The 15,217-nt window shown below is 65.7% G+C and carries 15 protein-coding genes and 1 pseudogene; 8 read left to right on the forward strand and 8 right to left on the reverse strand.

All coding sequences use genetic code 11. The features are described from left to right. Positions 1–25: 25 nt before the first annotated feature. Both ACVBEQ_RS23030 and ACVBEQ_RS23035 read right to left on the reverse strand, forming a co-directional pair. Positions 26–925: a carbon-nitrogen hydrolase family protein gene (locus ACVBEQ_RS23030; RefSeq protein WP_447155736.1), complete on the reverse strand. Its 900-nt coding sequence runs from the start codon at positions 923–925 to the stop codon at positions 26–28. 309 nt (positions 926–1,234) lie between these two features. Continuing rightward, positions 1,235–1,822, reverse strand: coding sequence for a DUF1707 SHOCT-like domain-containing protein (locus ACVBEQ_RS23035; RefSeq protein ID WP_447155737.1), 588 nt, complete (start codon positions 1,820–1,822; stop codon positions 1,235–1,237). 130 nt (positions 1,823–1,952) lie between these two features. Between ACVBEQ_RS23035 and ACVBEQ_RS23040 the strand changes: the two genes are divergently transcribed. After that, positions 1,953–2,819, forward strand: coding sequence for a GNAT family N-acetyltransferase (locus ACVBEQ_RS23040; protein ID WP_447155738.1), 867 nt, complete (start codon positions 1,953–1,955; stop codon positions 2,817–2,819). Between the two features lie 166 nt (positions 2,820–2,985). Continuing rightward, positions 2,986–3,708: a hypothetical protein gene (locus ACVBEQ_RS23045; protein WP_447155739.1), complete on the forward strand. Its 723-nt coding sequence runs from the start codon at positions 2,986–2,988 to the stop codon at positions 3,706–3,708. Positions 3,709–4,853: 1,145 nt separating this feature from the next. Here ACVBEQ_RS23045 and ACVBEQ_RS23050 read toward each other — a convergent pair. Beyond that, positions 4,854–5,501: a response regulator gene (locus ACVBEQ_RS23050; protein ID WP_447155740.1), complete on the reverse strand. Its 648-nt coding sequence runs from the start codon at positions 5,499–5,501 to the stop codon at positions 4,854–4,856. Beyond that, entirely contained in the window at positions 5,498–6,646 is a 1,149-nt protein-coding gene (locus ACVBEQ_RS23055) for a sensor histidine kinase (RefSeq protein WP_447155741.1), read from the reverse strand. Before ACVBEQ_RS23055 ends, ACVBEQ_RS23050 begins: the two co-directional genes overlap by 4 nt. Positions 6,647–6,828: 182 nt before the next feature. On the opposite strand from ACVBEQ_RS23055, the gene ACVBEQ_RS23060 reads away from it, so the two are divergent. Beyond that, positions 6,829–7,353 (forward strand): DUF6326 family protein, encoded by a 525-nt coding sequence (locus ACVBEQ_RS23060; RefSeq protein WP_447155770.1) that lies wholly within the window; start codon positions 6,829–6,831, stop codon positions 7,351–7,353. Positions 7,354–7,448: 95 nt separating this feature from the next. On the opposite strand, the gene ACVBEQ_RS23065 is transcribed toward ACVBEQ_RS23060, so the two are convergent. Continuing rightward, entirely contained in the window at positions 7,449–8,018 is a 570-nt protein-coding gene (locus ACVBEQ_RS23065) for a TetR/AcrR family transcriptional regulator (protein WP_447155742.1), read from the reverse strand. A gap of 22 nt (positions 8,019–8,040) precedes the next feature. Here ACVBEQ_RS23065 and ACVBEQ_RS23070 point away from each other — a divergent pair, with 22 nt between their 5' ends. Further along, positions 8,041–9,231 (forward strand): MFS transporter, encoded by a 1,191-nt coding sequence (locus ACVBEQ_RS23070; RefSeq protein WP_447155743.1) that lies wholly within the window; start codon positions 8,041–8,043, stop codon positions 9,229–9,231. A gap of 91 nt (positions 9,232–9,322) precedes the next feature. Here the strand turns inward: ACVBEQ_RS23070 and ACVBEQ_RS23075 are convergent, their stop codons facing one another. Beyond that, positions 9,323–10,006, reverse strand: coding sequence for a response regulator transcription factor (locus ACVBEQ_RS23075; RefSeq protein ID WP_447152778.1), 684 nt, complete (start codon positions 10,004–10,006; stop codon positions 9,323–9,325). Positions 10,007–10,105: 99 nt separating this feature from the next. Next, positions 10,106–11,038 carry an SDR family NAD(P)-dependent oxidoreductase gene (locus tag ACVBEQ_RS23080; protein ID WP_447155744.1) on the reverse strand — a complete coding sequence of 311 codons (933 nt, stop codon included), beginning with the start codon at positions 11,036–11,038 and terminating at the stop codon, positions 10,106–10,108. A 143-nt stretch (positions 11,039–11,181) separates the two neighbouring features. On the opposite strand from ACVBEQ_RS23080, the gene ACVBEQ_RS23085 reads away from it, so the two are divergent. Next, positions 11,182–12,006 (forward strand): helix-turn-helix domain-containing protein, encoded by an 825-nt coding sequence (locus ACVBEQ_RS23085; protein WP_447155745.1) that lies wholly within the window; start codon positions 11,182–11,184, stop codon positions 12,004–12,006. Between the two features lie 121 nt (positions 12,007–12,127). Here ACVBEQ_RS23085 and ACVBEQ_RS23090 read toward each other — a convergent pair. Beyond that, positions 12,128–12,514: pseudogene (locus tag ACVBEQ_RS23090) on the reverse strand (dihydrofolate reductase family protein); the annotation flags it as partial. 64 nt (positions 12,515–12,578) lie between these two features. Here ACVBEQ_RS23090 and ACVBEQ_RS23095 point away from each other — a divergent pair. From ACVBEQ_RS23095 to ACVBEQ_RS23105, 3 genes are all read left to right on the forward strand, one after another. Continuing rightward, positions 12,579–13,154 carry a dihydrofolate reductase family protein gene (locus ACVBEQ_RS23095; protein ID WP_447155746.1) on the forward strand — a complete coding sequence of 192 codons (576 nt, stop codon included), beginning with the start codon at positions 12,579–12,581 and terminating at the stop codon, positions 13,152–13,154. Positions 13,155–13,418: 264 nt separating this feature from the next. Beyond that, positions 13,419–13,994: a dihydrofolate reductase family protein gene (locus ACVBEQ_RS23100; protein ID WP_447155747.1), complete on the forward strand. Its 576-nt coding sequence runs from the start codon at positions 13,419–13,421 to the stop codon at positions 13,992–13,994. Positions 13,995–14,266: 272 nt separating this feature from the next. Continuing rightward, the gene (locus ACVBEQ_RS23105) at positions 14,267–15,217 is read left to right on the forward strand and encodes an RNA polymerase subunit sigma-70 (protein WP_447155771.1); all 951 of its coding nucleotides are present in this window, start codon (positions 14,267–14,269) and stop codon (positions 15,215–15,217) included.

The raw sequence follows: 15,217 nt of genomic DNA on the forward strand, positions 1-15,217 counted from the left end.
GACAGGGCCGGTTGAGCAACGACGGTCACCGATCGACTCCTGTGCCCTGCACTACATCAGGTTTCGGCCGCGGTGTCGGCCATCCATCACCCACTCCCGTTGTCAGCCGGTCCTGCACCACGGGTTGCCGCGAGTGAGTATCGACATGGAGTTGGAAGATGTCCGGTCGGCTGTAGTGGCCAACCGGGTCGAAGAACCGGCGCGCGGCGCGTACTGCGGCGAGGTCCGCCTCGGCGTACAGAATGGTCTCTTCGTGCCGGGCAGGACCGGCCAGGATCTTTCCGGTTGGATCGACGATGACGCTGTTACCGGATTCCACCCAACCTGGGCCATCGTCACCGACGGCCCATACGCGATCACGATGCGGAAAGTCGGCCGGGATCTGGTCCATGTGAAGGCACGGGTTGACGCCGATGACGTAGCACCGCCCTTCCAGCGCGATGTGTCGCATGGTCGCGATCCAACCGTCGCTGGGAGCGAGGGTCGGGGCTGCCCAGATGTCGACGCCCTGGCTGTAGAGGTAGTAACGGGCCAGCGGCATGAAGTTCTCCCAGCAGGTCAAGCCGGACAGCCTGCCGTGCGGGGTGTCGATGACGGGCAGGGTAGAGCCGTCACCCATTCCCCATACCGTCCGCTCGGAGCCGGTGGGGATGAGTTTGCGGTGCTTGCCCAACAGGGCGCCGTCCGGCCCGAAATACAGCGTCGTGTTGTAGATGGTGGCGCCGTGGCGGTCGCGTTCCTGCACCCCGATCACCACATAGGCCCCGGCAGCACGCGCGGCGGCGCCGAGCGCGTCGGTGATCGGGCCGGGCACGACGACGGCCTGATCGACAAGCATTGCGTACCAATCCCCGTCACCGTCCCAGATCGGTCGGGAGTCGATCCAGATGGGTGTTCCGGGAATGAACGCTTCGGGGAACACCACGATCTCAGCGCCTTCGGCGGCTGCCTGTCGAAGCAGCGTGATCGCCTTGTCGACGCAGGCGCGTTGTCCATCAGGATGTACGCCGCCTGCACGGCGGCGACCGTCACAGTTGCCATAGCCGTCCCTTTCTTGGAGCGGATCCCGATAGGGTCCATCGGACGCCGTTCGGCACGACGGTCCTCGCTCTCGGGCTTCCCAGAACAGGGTGATTGTCCTGCGGGCCCAGCAGGTTGTCACGGGCGTTTCGGTTCGGCCCGCAGTGCCGAATCGAAACAGCGCGGTGTCAAACGGACTGTGGCATTGACGCGCTCAATTTCGTCGCAGCACGACCGTGGTCCAATTGGCGTGCCCGCGAATGTCGACGACGGGGCCGCCGGGCGTCGAGGGCGGACCGGCCTTGTCCTTGAGCGTCGTCATTGAACCGCCGTCGAAGTCTTCCGTTCTGGCAACGATCGAGTCGCCGAGCCGGAGCTTGACGGTGCTCCACGACGCCAGAACCTCGATCAGGCACCCGGTCATAGGGATCGTCGCTCGGCTCAGGTCGAGGTCCGCGGTGCCCAGCGAGCCGGTGACGACCAGGTGGGCCGGCACTTGCCACGACCCTCCCCGCTTGACCGTCGTCCAGTCGACGTTGATGGTGTCTGCCTTCGGCATCACGTACGCGCCAACCGCACCGGGCGGTGCGAACGGTGGAAACAGCTGGGCGCCTGCCGGCAGGTCCGCGAGAGCGGCGCGCAGGTCCCCCCGGGTCTTGGCGGCGTAGACCGTCTGGGAACGCTCCTCGAACTCCTGCAGGTCGAGGTACCCGCCGCCCACGGCATCGTGCAGAACGGAGATCGCCTGCTCGCGCTCCCGGTCGCCGACGCGGATAGCATCCGGGTTGTCGGGCTGAGTCATCGACGGAATCTTACCGATGCGCAGGCTCGGAACCATAGTGCATGCCGCCTCCGGATTCACTGCCCGGAAGATTCGCGCTCTCAAAGACAAATGAGATGAGCACGGACGCCCGGTGTTGTTGGATCGGCGCATGTCGACCACGCTGCAGCGCGCGACGCCGGATTCATTGGACGACATTGTCGAAGCGGTATCGGGCTGGCAACGCGACCACGGACCGGTCCAGCTTCACCCCGGTGACCTCGGCTGGCACTGGAGACTGGGTGCGCAGGTGGTTGCCGGGGCGGTTTGGGTTTGGCGACGAGACGGCCGTACGGTGGCCGTCGGCCTCGTCGATCACCCGGGGTTGATCCGGCTGGCCATCGCACCGAGCGCCGATGACGACGAACCATTGGCCGAGCAACTGCTGGCGGACCTGTCGGATCCACTGCGCGGTGTGCTACCCGCAGGCGACGGGGCACTCGAGGCCCGATGCGGCATTGCGCTACGAGACCTGTTGCGGCGCAGCGGGTGGAGCAGCGACGAGCCCTGGACCGGGCTGCGCCGTGATCTCCCCGCGGCGGTGGGGGACTGCGACCTCACAGTCCGGGTCGTCGACGCGCGCAACGTCGCGGACCGGGTCGCGGTGCAGCGGGCTGCCTTCTCGAACTCGACGTTCACCCCCGAGCAGTGGCACGCGATGGCGGCGGCCAGGCCGTACCGACGGGCCCGGTGCCTGGTCGGTTACAGCCGAGCCGGCGATGCGGTCGCCACTGTCACCGTATGGTCGGCCGGGAGGGGGCGCCCGGGTCTGCTCGAGCCACTGGGCGTGCATCGCGATCACCGTGGCCATGGCTACGGCCGCGCCATCGCCGTAGCGGCGGCCGCGGCACTGCAAGAGTTGGGATCGTCCTCCGCGGCGGTGTGTACCCCGAGCAGCAACGTCGGCGCCGTGGCGACGTACGTCTCGGCCGGCTTCACAAGGCTCCCGGATGTCACGGACTTCCGCCGCCCGAGCTGAAAGCGCATTCAACGGACTCCGAGTTCAGGCCGAGGCGGGGGGAGTCGATGTCCCATCAAATGCAATACGCAGGGACTAGACTGAAACAAATGTGGCGTGTTCAGCACTGCCGATTGACGCATCACACCGCATTGGTTCGTACTCGCAGTTGACCTCAGGATGGCCCATGACCACGTCTCGCGATCAGCCGGCGTCGACCGGCGACGATGACGAGGAACATGATCTCGGCTCGCACATTGCTCCGACCGGCGGCCGACAGGGGGAGCGGCGCTGGCCGATGGCCACCGCGGTGCTCAGTGTCGGGGTCCTGCAGGAGCTGATACCTGACGACTTCCGCATTCTGCCGAGGTATGCCTATCCGCTCGCGCTGCTGTGTTTCATGGTCGTATTGGTGATCGGCGACCCCGGACGAATCGACCGGCAACGCCGGTGGCTCCGCGTCACGACACTGTTGATGTTCGGCCTGATCACCCTCGTGACGGCGACCGCCGCAGTCCGCCTGGTCGCCGGGATCTTCACCGACGCAGCCTTCACCACCGCCAGCCAATTGCTGGTCATCGGAGGCTGCATATGGCTCACCAATGCGATCGCATTCGCCCTGTGGTACTGGGATCTCGACGCCGGTGGCGCCGCATCCCGGGCTGCTGCGACCCAACCGACGAGGCCGGCCTTCATCTTCCCCGAGATGACGATGCGGGAGTACGTTCACGAATCCTGGTATCCGACTTTTCCTGATTACCTGGTTCTGTCATTCAACACGGCTCTGGCCTTCAGTCCCACCGATGTGTCCGCGGTGCGCGTCTGGGCAAAGCTGATGATGATTGTCGAGTCGATGGTCTCCCTGTCGCTGGCCGCACTCGTGATTGCCCGGGCGATCAACATCCTCTAGTCCCATCGGCAGGGCGTCGCCGCCCACCCGGGCGAGCCGACCGCCGCCGACTACGCAAGGGCGCCGCCTGTGAGAAGCCTCAGCCCTGCAAGCAGTCAGAGACTCCGCCGGAGTAACGGCCCGATGCCGAAATCAGGCGAGGAAGGGGGAGTCCCGGCGAGGAGCTGCTAGGAAACACCGTAACCCTGATTATTAGGCGGGGTAAGTCGGGGTCGGACGCGCCGAGCGGGCGATCCGTCTCGACGCTGACACGGGTGATCTGGTTGTCATCCTTCAACAAGGTGTGAGTCGGCGTTTCGATGCTGGACGACATCACCCCCGCTTTTATCTCCTGGTCCGATGACGGCATCCGCAGAGCATCGAAAAGGGTTTCAACTTGTTGTCGATGTCCCCTGGTTTTGACAAATCCTCCCGGTTTCTGTGGGGCGCAAGAGCAAAATGTCAAGTCCTGCCAACAGGAGCAACCTCGGGCGAATCAGTGCCGCAAAGGCGTGCCCCTCAATGACATCCAGAACGGACAAATCTAATCGTTGGCTGCCGGTTGCAGATATTCTTTGTATAGGTCCAACGGCTCGTGCTCCCATGAACCACGGAGCTGAGGATGGAGAGTTTGCCGGATCCGTTGCTTTGTCTCGGTCTTCGCGGCGTTGCCGCTGGGTAAAACCCGGTCATAAGTCAGCATGAAGCGCATAAGCATGAAACGTAATAGGCCTTTCGATAACTTCGCACCCCGAAACGTTGCCGCGTGTACGACCGGCACCGCCCCGCTGCAATTCGCTTAATGAGAACGGGCTGACCGCCTATCGCTGGCGGGCCTGGTATTTTGGGCCGCACACCCTTGCTGGCCGACGTGTCGTTCTCGCTGACGACCTCGACCACGGTCCACCCCCGGGTCTTCGCCAGCTGACGGCAAGCCTTCTCCTCACGCTGGACGCCGAGCCCTGTCCGGTCTTGTCGAGCGGAACTCGCAGGTACAGGCACGCACGCTTTGGGCGCTCTTCAGGGTGGTGGGCACATGTGCGATATGCCGTTAATCGTGTGGCCACCGACTGGGCCGAGACCTGAACCGTCGAGAATGGTGCGGTCCAGAGTGCTGACGCGGACACCGATGTCGACCAGCGCCTGCCGGATCGTTGGTTGCCTCGTCAGATGCGGCCGGTCTCGTGTGCCCACATGGCGACCTCGACGCGGTTTCGGGCGCCGAGCTTGCGCATGAGGCTGGCGAGGTGGGCTTTGACGGTGCTGGGGGTGATGTAAAGCTCGCCGGCGATCTCATTGTTGGTGCGGCCCTTGGCGACCGGCACGAGAACTTCCTCCTCGCGGGCGGTGAGCGGTTCTATGGGCTGCCTCGGTCGTGAGGTCTGTGAGTGGGCGAACGCTGCGAGCAGCCGGACTGTCACGCTGGGTGCGATCAGTGCGTTTCCGTCGGCGGCGGCGTGGATGGCCTGGGTCAGCAGGGCGGGTCCGGCGTCCTTGAGCAGGAAACCGCGGGCGCCCGCTTTGAGGGCCTCGTGAACATACTCGTCGAGGTCGAAGGTGGTGATGACCACGATCGGCAGGGGGTCGGTGACGTCGGGGCCGGCGAGGCGTCGGGTGGCTTCGATGCCGTCCATCAGCGGCATCCGGATGTCGAACAAGCCGACGTCGGGGCGCAGCTGGAGCGCCAGGCGGACTGCCTCGTGCCCGTCGGCGGCCGCGCCGACCACTTCGATGTCGGGTTGGGCGTCGAGCAGCATCGTCAGCCCGGTGCGCACGATGGGCTGGTCGTCGGCGATGAGGACCCTGATGGTCATCGTGGCGTCCCGGTGCGGGGCAGGACCGCCTCTACCCGCCAGCCCCGCTCGGCGGCGGGGCCTGCGTGGAAGGTGCCTCCGAGCAGTGAGGCGCGTTCCCGCATGCCCACCAGGCCAAAGCCTGCCGAGGCGCGGCCGCCGGCGGGGGAGCCGTCGTCGTCGATGGTCAGCCGTACCTGGTCGGCGTCACCGGTGACGGCGACGATGACCTGGGTGGCGTGACGGGCGTGCCGTCGAGCGTTGGTGACGGATTCCTGAGCCAGCCGGTAGATCGCGGCGCCGACTGCCGGGCTGAGGTCGTCGAACTGGCCCGAGAGCGTCACCTCGACGCAGGGATGCGTCCGGCCATCGGTGGCTAGCTGCTCGACCTCTGCCACGCCGGGCTGCGGCGCGAACTCGGTGTCCTGTGAGGCGCGGAGCACGCCGACGATGGCGCGCAGCTCGGTGAGGGTGCGGGTCGCCGCGTCCTCGATGACAGCCAGGGCCTCGATGGCACGCTCAGGGTGGGAGGCCGCGACGGCACGTCCCGCTTGGGCCTGGATGGCGATGCCCGAGACGTGGTGGGCGACGGTGTCGTGCAGTTCCCGAGCGAGCTGTGCGCGTTCGCGGGCCTTGGCTTGGTCGATGTCGCGGATGCGGATCTTCGCGCGAAAGCGGATCGCCGCGCCCAGCGCGGCCGCGAACAGGAAGAACGCGTATCCAGCAACCGCCTCCGCCAGGGTGGTGGGGTCGGCGGCGCGGATGGTGACGGCCAGCCAGAGCAGGATGACGGCGAGGCCGCATGCCGCTTCCCGACCGGAGCCCCACCGGAACAGGGCGTAGGCCAGGATCAGCACCGCGATGCTGCTGTTCAGCAGGGTGCCTTGCGACCCGGTGAGGATCCTGACGCTGTCGACGATCGTCAACGTGCCGAAGGAGACCGCAACCGCGACCAGCGGGTGCGTGCGTCGCCACAGCAGGGGGCCGACGACCGCGAGCACCGCGATCAGCAGCAACGGGGGCGGCGCCAGGTCCTCGCGAAGCACTACTTCCAGCACCGACCAGCAGATCAGTACCGCGACCAGGGCCCAGTCCCGGGGCCCGCGCTCCGGGGCATTCGCGGGTCGAGGTTCGGCCCACAGCGAGCGGAGTGCACTGGTGGCCATCCGACAAGCCTAGGCAGCCGCGTGCTCGACGTATCCGCCGAAAGTACAAGAGCACAACTGTGCCAACGGCCAGGTCGAATCAGGCTCCGGGGCTGATGCATCGGCCGCAGGCGTCCGTGAAGGTGAAAGCACCCACCCGATCAAGCCCCGATCAAGCACCCGACCAAGCAAGGAGCATTGTGATGAGAACGCGTCAATCCCACACCGCGCCGCAGAATCCGGCGTCCCAGAGCACGCTGGCCGAATTACGCATTCCGGTGCAGGCCAAGCTCGCTGCAGCATGGACCAGCTTGATGTTCTTCGTCATTTACATCGATTACTTCCACCTTTACCAGCCCGGCGCCATCGACCAAATCCGGGGTGGCGGAATCTTTGAGTTCGACATCACCCCGACATTGGTGACGATTTTCCTCGTGGTCATAGGTATCCCGGCCCTGATGGTGATGCTCTCCGTGACGCTGCCCGGCCGAGTGAACCGCACGACCAACCTGGTCGTGGCATCGATCTACATCCCAGTCATGATTTTCAACGCGGCTGGGGCGTCTTGGGACTGGGCCTTCTACTACGGCTTCTCCATCGGACTCGAGGTGCTGATTCTGGCCTTCATCGTGCGTTCCGCCTGGACCTGGCCACGCCGGACCGCATCGCCGGCGACCCCGGCAGCCAGCCTCGACGGCGAGTCACTCCGCGCACCTCAGCAGGCGTGACTGCCCGCCGGTAGCCGAGCGGGCCGCCGGGGTAGGCATCCCGCTCCGGCGCCACGCCCGACCGAAACTGCTATGGGTGAAGGAGCCAGCTGCTGTCAGCCCGTCCGGGTGCCCTCGATCACGGCGGCAGCAATCGAGCGGGCAGTGGCCGTTTGGTGGCCGGGATTTCTCAACCGCATGGCAAGGTCGCCACTGACGATCAGCAGCAGTTTCTCCGTCAGCGCCGGCGAGTTGTCGCCCACCACGGTTTCGGCGAGTTCGAGTAGCCTTTCTCGGAGTGTGTTGGTGTCTCTTGCGACTGCTCGGCCGATTTCCTCGGGCGGATCGGCGTATTCCGCTGCGGACCCAAGAAAAGCGCACCAGCGCGCGCTGTCGGGACGGGACCTGACTTTGTCGAGTGCGTCGAAGACGGCGAGCAGCTTGTCCCGGGGCGTTTCGGCTCGAGCGATTGCCTGGTCCCACACTTCGAGCCAGGCACGGTGCCGCCGCTCCAAGGCGGCGCCGACCAGCTCCTCCTTGCTGGCGTACCCGCGATACAGGGTTGCTGCGGAGACGCCTGCGCGCGCGAGAACGGCATCAATCGGCGTGGCGGCAATTCCGTGCGAGAAGAACAGCTCGTCGGCGGCGTCCAGTAGCTTCGCCTCGGTGCTTGCTCGGATACCCATGTCCGCACCCTAGACTGTCAATGTGAAACGATCGTTTTCGTCGTTCGATATGCCTGCCGTCGGCCTGGTTGCTGCGGGTTCTGGCCTCATTGCGGCGACCTACGGGTTGGTCCGGCTGGCCTATGGGCTGTTCCTACCCGATGTTCAGGCGGAGCTGTCCTTCGCCGCAGCGGCGGCAGGACTGATTTCCTCTGGTGCGTCGGTGATGTACTGCTCGGGTGCGATTGTCGGCTTCTTTGTCGCGTCCAAACGCCCTCGTAGTCTCATCGTGGCTGCCGCGTTGTGCGCAAGCGTCGGCGCAACCGGAATGGCAGCCTCACCCAGCACAGCTGCTTTCGCGTTCTTCGCCATCGTGAGTTCGGCCGGCGCGGGCCTTGCTTCCCCTGGGATGGTGAGCATCGTCCAGCGCAACGTGCCTGCTGGCATCGAAGACCGCAGTCAGGCAATGGTGAACGCCGGCACCGGACCTGGGCTGGTTGCCGCCGGCATTCTCGCGCTCATGCTGTTGCCGAACTGGCGACTGGCTTGGTTCATCGTTGCGGGCTTGACGCTCGCCATCGGTGCCACTGTCCTGGGTCTCGATCGGTACAGGAGCCGAGAGGCTGCGAACGTCACCTCCAACGGGCCTCCGGTGCCGCCCGGTTCGTGGTTCAGGGATCACCGTTCCATCATCCTGGCTACCTTGTTGCTGGGCGCCGGCTCGGCCGCTGTCTGGAATTACGGCAGATTACATTTGACGGACGCAGGCGCCGGCGAAGCCGCGTCGGTGGCGGCCTGGATCGCTCTGGGTGTCGGCGGCACAGCAGTCATCGGCACCGCACGATCGATGAGTGCCCGTCCTCCACGCACGGCCTGGACCATCACGACCCTCACCGTTGCCGCAGCAACCGCCACCCTCGCGCTGGCCCCGGACGCCAATATGGTCGTTCTTGCGGCTTGCGGGGCGTTCGGCTGGGGTTACACCGCTGCAACGGGTGCACTCATCGCCTGGACAGCTCAGATAGACGATGCTCGGGCTCCGGCGGGGACAGCGGTACTGTTCGTCGTTCTGGTCTTCGGTCAGGCGCTAGGGGCTGCCGCCATCGGGGCGCTTGCCTCGTCAAGCGGCTTTGTCTTTGCTTTCCTCACCGCGTCGACGGTAACCCTCGCCGCGGCGGCATTTCCGCTATGGCGGAGAGCACTGATGGAACAGCCCGACGTCCCCGTGGATTGACCCTTCGACGGGTGACGCGCGGGCAGACCGTCCAGAATAATTTGACCTAATTGCTGTGCGGCGCGGAGATCCCGGCCTGCGCCGGTGTGTGTCACCGGCGGTCCCGGGAATGCAGATAGGTGAGAGCGGCCAGCACCCGCCGGTGCTCGGTGTCCGCGGCGGCGATACCCAACTTGCGGAAGATCGCCGTCACATGTTTCTCCACCGCCGCCTGGCTCATCAGCAACGACCTCGAGATCCCCAGGTTCGACAGGCCTTCCGCCATGGCGGCCAGAACGCTCCGCTCGCGCGGCGTCAGCGGATACAGCGCGTCACCCGGTGCGGGACGCCCCAACATCCGGGCGACGACCTCGGGATCGAGCGCGCTTCCACCGCCGGCCACCCGCTCGACGGCATCGAGAAAGGCCGAGACATCACCGACCCGTTCCTTGAGCAGATACCCGACACCCTCCGGACGATCACCGATCAGATCGATGACGAAACTCGGCTCGCAGAACTGAGACAGGATCAGCACACCGGTGCCGGGCAGCTGCCGGCGCACCTGCATGGCAGCGACCAATCCGTCGTCCTCGTGCCGCGGCGGCATGCGCACGTCGAAGATCGCCACGTCCGGCCGGAAGGCCAGTACCTCACGCAACAACTCCTCGGCATCGCCCGATTGCGCCACCACGTCGAGCCCAGCGCCCACCAGGATCCGGACGATCCCTTCCCGCAGCAGCACATCGTCCTCACCGATGCACACCCGCAGCCCCTGCCTGGGCAGTGTCGACGCCATCTGATCAGCCCTGTTCGATCCAACGGCGAGAGTGGTGAGTCGGGTCATTTGAGCGACACCATCCGCGAGGGAGTAGCGCGTACAGGAGGCGCTCAACCATCAGCGCAGGAAAGCCTCCGACAACGCCCATAGACGGTCGGCGGCAGCCGGGTCGAGCGCGTAATGGGCAACGGTCGTGACGAGGACCCGGGGATCCTCGGGTCGCTCTTGGACCGTGATGGCCTCGGTGTTGTCGTTGAAGTAGCGCCCTCCGATTTCGGCCAGAAGTGGTGAGACGGCGGCGAAAACGCTGGTCGATGCACCCTGCTGCACGCTCTTCTGCTGGTTGGCAGGAGTGGCCAGCGTGCCGCTGACATGCCGCTGGAGATTGGTCGCGATGGCGCCTGGATTGACAGCGTTGACGAAGATTCCGTCGCCGGCCCAACGGGCGGTCGCACCGACGGCAAAGAGGATCTCTGCGGTCTTCGACTGCGCATAGGCCGACAGCGGATCGTAGTTGCGGAAGCGGTAGTCGACATCGTCGAACACCACCGGCCCGAACAAATGACCGGACGAACTGAGCATCACCACACGTGCGCCGTCGGCCGCGGCCAACGCCGAGTGCAGCCGGGTCGTGAGATCGAAATGACCGAGATGATTTGTTGAGAACTGCATCTCGTGACCACCGGCGTCCCGCGTGAGCTGCTGGATCAGCATCACCCCGGCGTTGTTGATCAACAGATCCAGTGGTCCGGACCAGGCGTCGGCGAAGGACGCGACCGACCGCCGATCGGTCAGTTCCAGGAACGCCGCGTGAACGTTCGGGTTTCCCGTCGTCCGGGCGATCTCGTCCGCGACCTGCTGCGCGGCCGGCAAACGACGCGCGGCGATGGTGACCTCGGCGCCGCGGCGGGCCAAGGTTCGGGCCGTCTCGACCCCGATACCGGAAGCTGCGCCGGTGACGACGGCCCGCCGCCCGGTCAGGTCGATGCCTTCACTGACGACGTCCGCGGTGTCGTCCCCGGTGAAGGGACTGTTGATCAGCGACCTCATGACTTCCTCCGAATGCGAATCAGGGGCCGTGTGGCGCTGGCCGTGGCTCCATCGTCGGTTCACGCCCACACGTGACGTGACACCCCACCAAGGCAGGGTCCTGCCAGGGCCACGATGCGGCTGAAGAAGGCTATTTTTGCTCGGTGGACAGCACGAACTCGTTCGGTAACTACCTCAAGGCGCGGCGGCGGCTGGTCACTCCGGAGCAAGCGGGAATCCCGCGGGGGAGCCGACGACGGGTCGCGGGGCTGCGACGCGAAGAGGTCGCCCTGCTGGCCACGATCAGCCCCGAGTACTACCTCCGCCTGGAGCAGGGGAGAGACCACAACCCCAGCGCTTCAGTGCTCGATTCGCTGGCCGCGGTGCTGCAACTCGACGCCGAGGCGGCGGCCTACCTGCACCGACTGGCTCGGTCCGCACCCACAGACAGACGCGGCATACAGGCCACCGAGAGCGCTCCTCCCGGAGTCGCGCAGCTCATCGACGAGTTGCCGCTACCGGCGTTCGTGCAGGGTCGGTGGATGGACGTCCTGGCCGCAAACCCGTTGGCCGAAGCGCTTTCGCCCCACTACCGGAAGGGCGTCAACGTCTTGCGCGCCGTCTTCCTCGACCCGGAAGACCGCGTGCTGCATCAGGACTGGGAGCGCGCGACTCGGGAGGCGGTTTCCGGTCTACGCGCGTCGGCGGGAACCGACCTGGACCATCCGCAACTAACGGAACTCGTGGACGAGTTGTCCGCGGCCAGCGACCGCTTTCGCAGCCTGTGGGAGCGCCACGACGTCCGCCAGAAGGTGGGCGGGGTCAGCCTTTTCCTACACCCGCTCGTCGGGCAGCTCGAACTCCGCCACGAGAAGTTCCTGGTGACCGGCCGGGACAACCAGATCCTGGTCATTTATCACGCCGAGCCCGGATCACCCTCGCAGGAGGCACTGCGCCGGTTGGCGTCGGTGAGCGCTGAACCAACGTGACCCGTGCGCAGCAGGTTTAGACGAGGGTCCCCTACGTGTCGGACCAGGAGCGGGCTGCTCAGAGAAATTCCATAGGAAAGGCACAAATAGTCATCGCTGAATACGGGGCGGGCGGCACCTCTCAGGCCGGCGCGTACCGCGCGTAGGTGATGCCATTGGCGAAGCTCCGCGACGCCAGCCGTCGGAGCGCCGGCACCTCCTGGCCCTCAGGAAACAGCCGCCGCCCTCGTCCTTGCACCACTGGGTACGTGAAGAGCCGGTACTGGTCCACCATTCCTGCAATGATCAGGGCGTGGCACAGCGTGATGCTGCCGGTCACCACGATGTCACCGCCGCGCTGGTCTTTGAGGGCCCTCACGCCCTCAACAAGGTCCCCGCTGATGACGGTGCTGTGCTGCCAGTTGGGATCGGTCATCGTTGAGGAGATGACGTACTTTGCGACATGGTTGAGGTGTGCGGTCACGCCGGTCGTGTCGTCCGCCTGCTGAGGCCAGTAACCGCTGGCGTCTCGCGATGATTAACGGTCCCGGGAGGGGTCTGGATTTCGTTGGATACCAGAAGAGAGGAGCGCCGTGACCACCTACACCGCAGATCTGTTCATGAGCCTCGACGGCTTCGGTACTGGGCCCATCGGCTACTGGGGCAAAGGCGGGCCCGAGCTGTCAGCGGAGCGGACGCGGGTCTTCTTCGAGGGTGACGGTGAGACGCTGGTTCTCGGTGCGAACACGTATCGCGCGATGGAACAGTTCGCGGCTCACGCTGCCGACAATCCAGACTTTCGGGCCCTGACCGCCCGCTCGAAGTTGGTCATCTCTCGCACGCTCGAGACGCCGTTGAGATGGGCGAACTCGACGCTCATCGCCGAAGACGCGGTCGCGGCCGTCTTGCGCCTGAAGCGCGAGTCGCACCGCCCGCTGCGCTCGCACGGCAGCATCTCGATGAATCGCGCGCTGCTCGCCGCCGGCCTGGTGGACAGGCTGGAGATCCTGGTGTTTCCCATCATCACCGGCGCGTCGGGTTCAGATCCGGTCCTGGCCGACCTGCCTGACATCGACCTCGAGCTGGTTGAGTCGAGGCTCCTCGACGGACAGATCCAGCAACTGGTCTACGTCCCGACCGTCCTGGCGAAGCCGCTCGGCACTTCCTGAGCTCGGCCGGACGTTGTGGTGGACAGCTGTCAGCGGGCTCTGCGACTGGAGATTGCTGGCGGACAAGGACGTCTCTGACGTCTCAGCGCATTACCGGTGAATTTCGGTTCCCCCCGGGTCTGAACGGTATGGCTTCTCAACGTCTGCTCGCTCACCATCCTGGTCCAGGATGAACCGACACATCCATGTTGTGCCGGCCAGCAACATGCGCAGTGCAGCCTCATCAAGCGAATTCGTTTTCCTCGACTGGAAAGGACAACCGACATGCCCGAACTGATGCTGGACTACATCACTTCTCTTGACGGCTTCGGTGCCGCCGAGGGGTGGCCGGGCCTTTGGGGGATGGGCGGACCGGAGTACCTTTCGTTCCTGCAAGAGGACTCCAAGCTCGAGTACACCCTGTTGATGGGCGCCAACACCTATCGCCTTTTCGCCGGCATGGCCGAGTCGGACGCGGAAGGCTTCGAGGAACTCACTGCGAGACCGAAAGTCGTCTTCTCCCGCACCATGCAGGATTCCCCGCAATGGGCCAATACCACGCTGGTCTCGGACGACGCGGTGGACGCTGTACGCGCCATGAAAAGCCGGGGTGCCACAGCGCTACGCACGATCGGCAGCCCGAGCCTGAGCCGCTCGCTGTTGATAGCGGGTCTGGTCGATCGCTACCGGGTCGTCGTCTTTCCCGTCGTGAACGGCGTGACCGGTCGCGACCGCATCTACGACGGCTGGCCCGACGTTGCGCTCGAGCTCCTCACCACGCGCACCTTCGACGGCTCCCTCCAGCTCTTCGAGTTCGCGCCCACCGTGCTCGACGGGCCGCCCATGCAGGAACAGCCATAGCCCTCGGGTCCCTCACCAAGACGTCCACCTTCGCCGTAGCCGGCAGGTCCGGGCAGACGACGGTGAAACCCTGCCAGGTGATGTTGTCCGACGCCCTGACGTCCCAGCAGGCCGCCGCCTTCGCACCCGAGAGCGTCGAGGTCGTGGACGTCGCGCAGATGCTGCTGGCCGCCGTCCGGCGCGGAACCCCCGGGTGTCCACCACCGGGACGGGGACCAGGTGGCTGCGGCGGAACCGAGCTTTGCAAACCTGTACTGGTGACACCACCATCAATGGCTGGGTCTGGCCAACAGGACCCGTTGGCGCCCTTTCGGAGTGAACTCCGCGCGCACTGCTACCGCATGCTGGGTTCGTTGCAGGATGCCGAGGACGTGCTGCAGGAGGTGAGCGTCCGCGTGTGGCGCGGGCGCGCCGGCTTCGAGGGCCGGAGCTCACTTCGAACGTGGATGCACCGCATCGCGATCAATGCCTGCCTGAACGAGTTGGAGCGCAAGGAGCGGCGCGTTCTGCCGATGGACGTGTTCGGCGCTGCCGGGCCGGACGAGGCGATGCGTGAGCCTGCGGGGGAGTTTCTGTGGATTCAGCCTTACCCGGACGATCCCGAGCTGAGCGCTGTCGGAAAGGAGAGTGTCGAGCTGGCGTTCATTTGCGCTCTCCAGCGGTTGGCTGCAAATCAACGCGCTGCGGTGATCCTCTTCGACGTGCTCGGCTTCTCGGCGGCCGAGATCGCGGTGATGATGGCCACGACCCCGGCGTCGGTGAGGGCCGCATTGCAGCGGGCTCGCAAGGTCCTCGCTGATCGATGTCAGGACGAACCGAGCCAGCAGGTGGCTCTTGCTCGCCTCGGCGAGCAGGGGCAGCGGGAACTGGTCGCCCGCTACACAGCCGCGCTGCGCGCACATGATGTCGAGGGGATGCTCGCGCTGGTGACCGCGGACGCGACCTGGGCGATGCCGCCGCTGATGAATTGGTTCCACGGGCGCGACGCAATAGCGGGATTCCTGGCGGCCGCGCCGTTTCACGTGGACTGGCGGCACTGCGCAGCGATGGCGAACGGCCAGCTGGCGGTCGGCTGTTACGCGTGGAGCAAGAGCGCTGGGGCGCATGTCGCCTACGCGTTGGACGTACTGACCATCCGAGGTGACCAGATCACGGCCATCGTCAGCTTCATCGACGGCTCGCTTCTCCCGGTGCACGGACTCCCGCCGTCGATTCACCGCTGA

The sequence above is a fragment of the Nakamurella sp. GG22 genome (assembly GCF_052976845.2).

What these genes read in the sequence shown, in the direction of transcription:
- ACVBEQ_RS23035 (WP_447155737.1), bottom strand. Translation starts at nt 1,822, where the DNA reads ATGACTCAGCCCGACAACCCGGATGCTATCCGCGTCGGCGACCGGGAG.
- ACVBEQ_RS23040 (WP_447155738.1), top strand. Translation starts at nt 1,953, where the DNA reads ATGTCGACCACGCTGCAGCGCGCGACGCCGGATTCATTGGACGACATT.
- ACVBEQ_RS23045 (WP_447155739.1), top strand. Translation starts at nt 2,986, where the DNA reads ATGACCACGTCTCGCGATCAGCCGGCGTCGACCGGCGACGATGACGAG.
- ACVBEQ_RS23050 (WP_447155740.1), bottom strand. Translation starts at nt 5,501, where the DNA reads ATGACCATCAGGGTCCTCATCGCCGACGACCAGCCCATCGTGCGCACC.
- ACVBEQ_RS23055 (WP_447155741.1), bottom strand. Translation starts at nt 6,646, where the DNA reads ATGGCCACCAGTGCACTCCGCTCGCTGTGGGCCGAACCTCGACCCGCG.
- ACVBEQ_RS23060 (WP_447155770.1), top strand. Translation starts at nt 6,829, where the DNA reads ATGAGAACGCGTCAATCCCACACCGCGCCGCAGAATCCGGCGTCCCAG.
- ACVBEQ_RS23065 (WP_447155742.1), bottom strand. Translation starts at nt 8,018, where the DNA reads ATGGGTATCCGAGCAAGCACCGAGGCGAAGCTACTGGACGCCGCCGAC.
- ACVBEQ_RS23075 (WP_447152778.1), bottom strand. Translation starts at nt 10,006, where the DNA reads ATGGCGTCGACACTGCCCAGGCAGGGGCTGCGGGTGTGCATCGGTGAG.
- ACVBEQ_RS23080 (WP_447155744.1), bottom strand. Translation starts at nt 11,038, where the DNA reads ATGAGGTCGCTGATCAACAGTCCCTTCACCGGGGACGACACCGCGGAC.
- ACVBEQ_RS23100 (WP_447155747.1), top strand. Translation starts at nt 13,419, where the DNA reads ATGCCCGAACTGATGCTGGACTACATCACTTCTCTTGACGGCTTCGGT.
- ACVBEQ_RS23105 (WP_447155771.1), top strand. Translation starts at nt 14,267, where the DNA reads ATGGCTGGGTCTGGCCAACAGGACCCGTTGGCGCCCTTTCGGAGTGAA.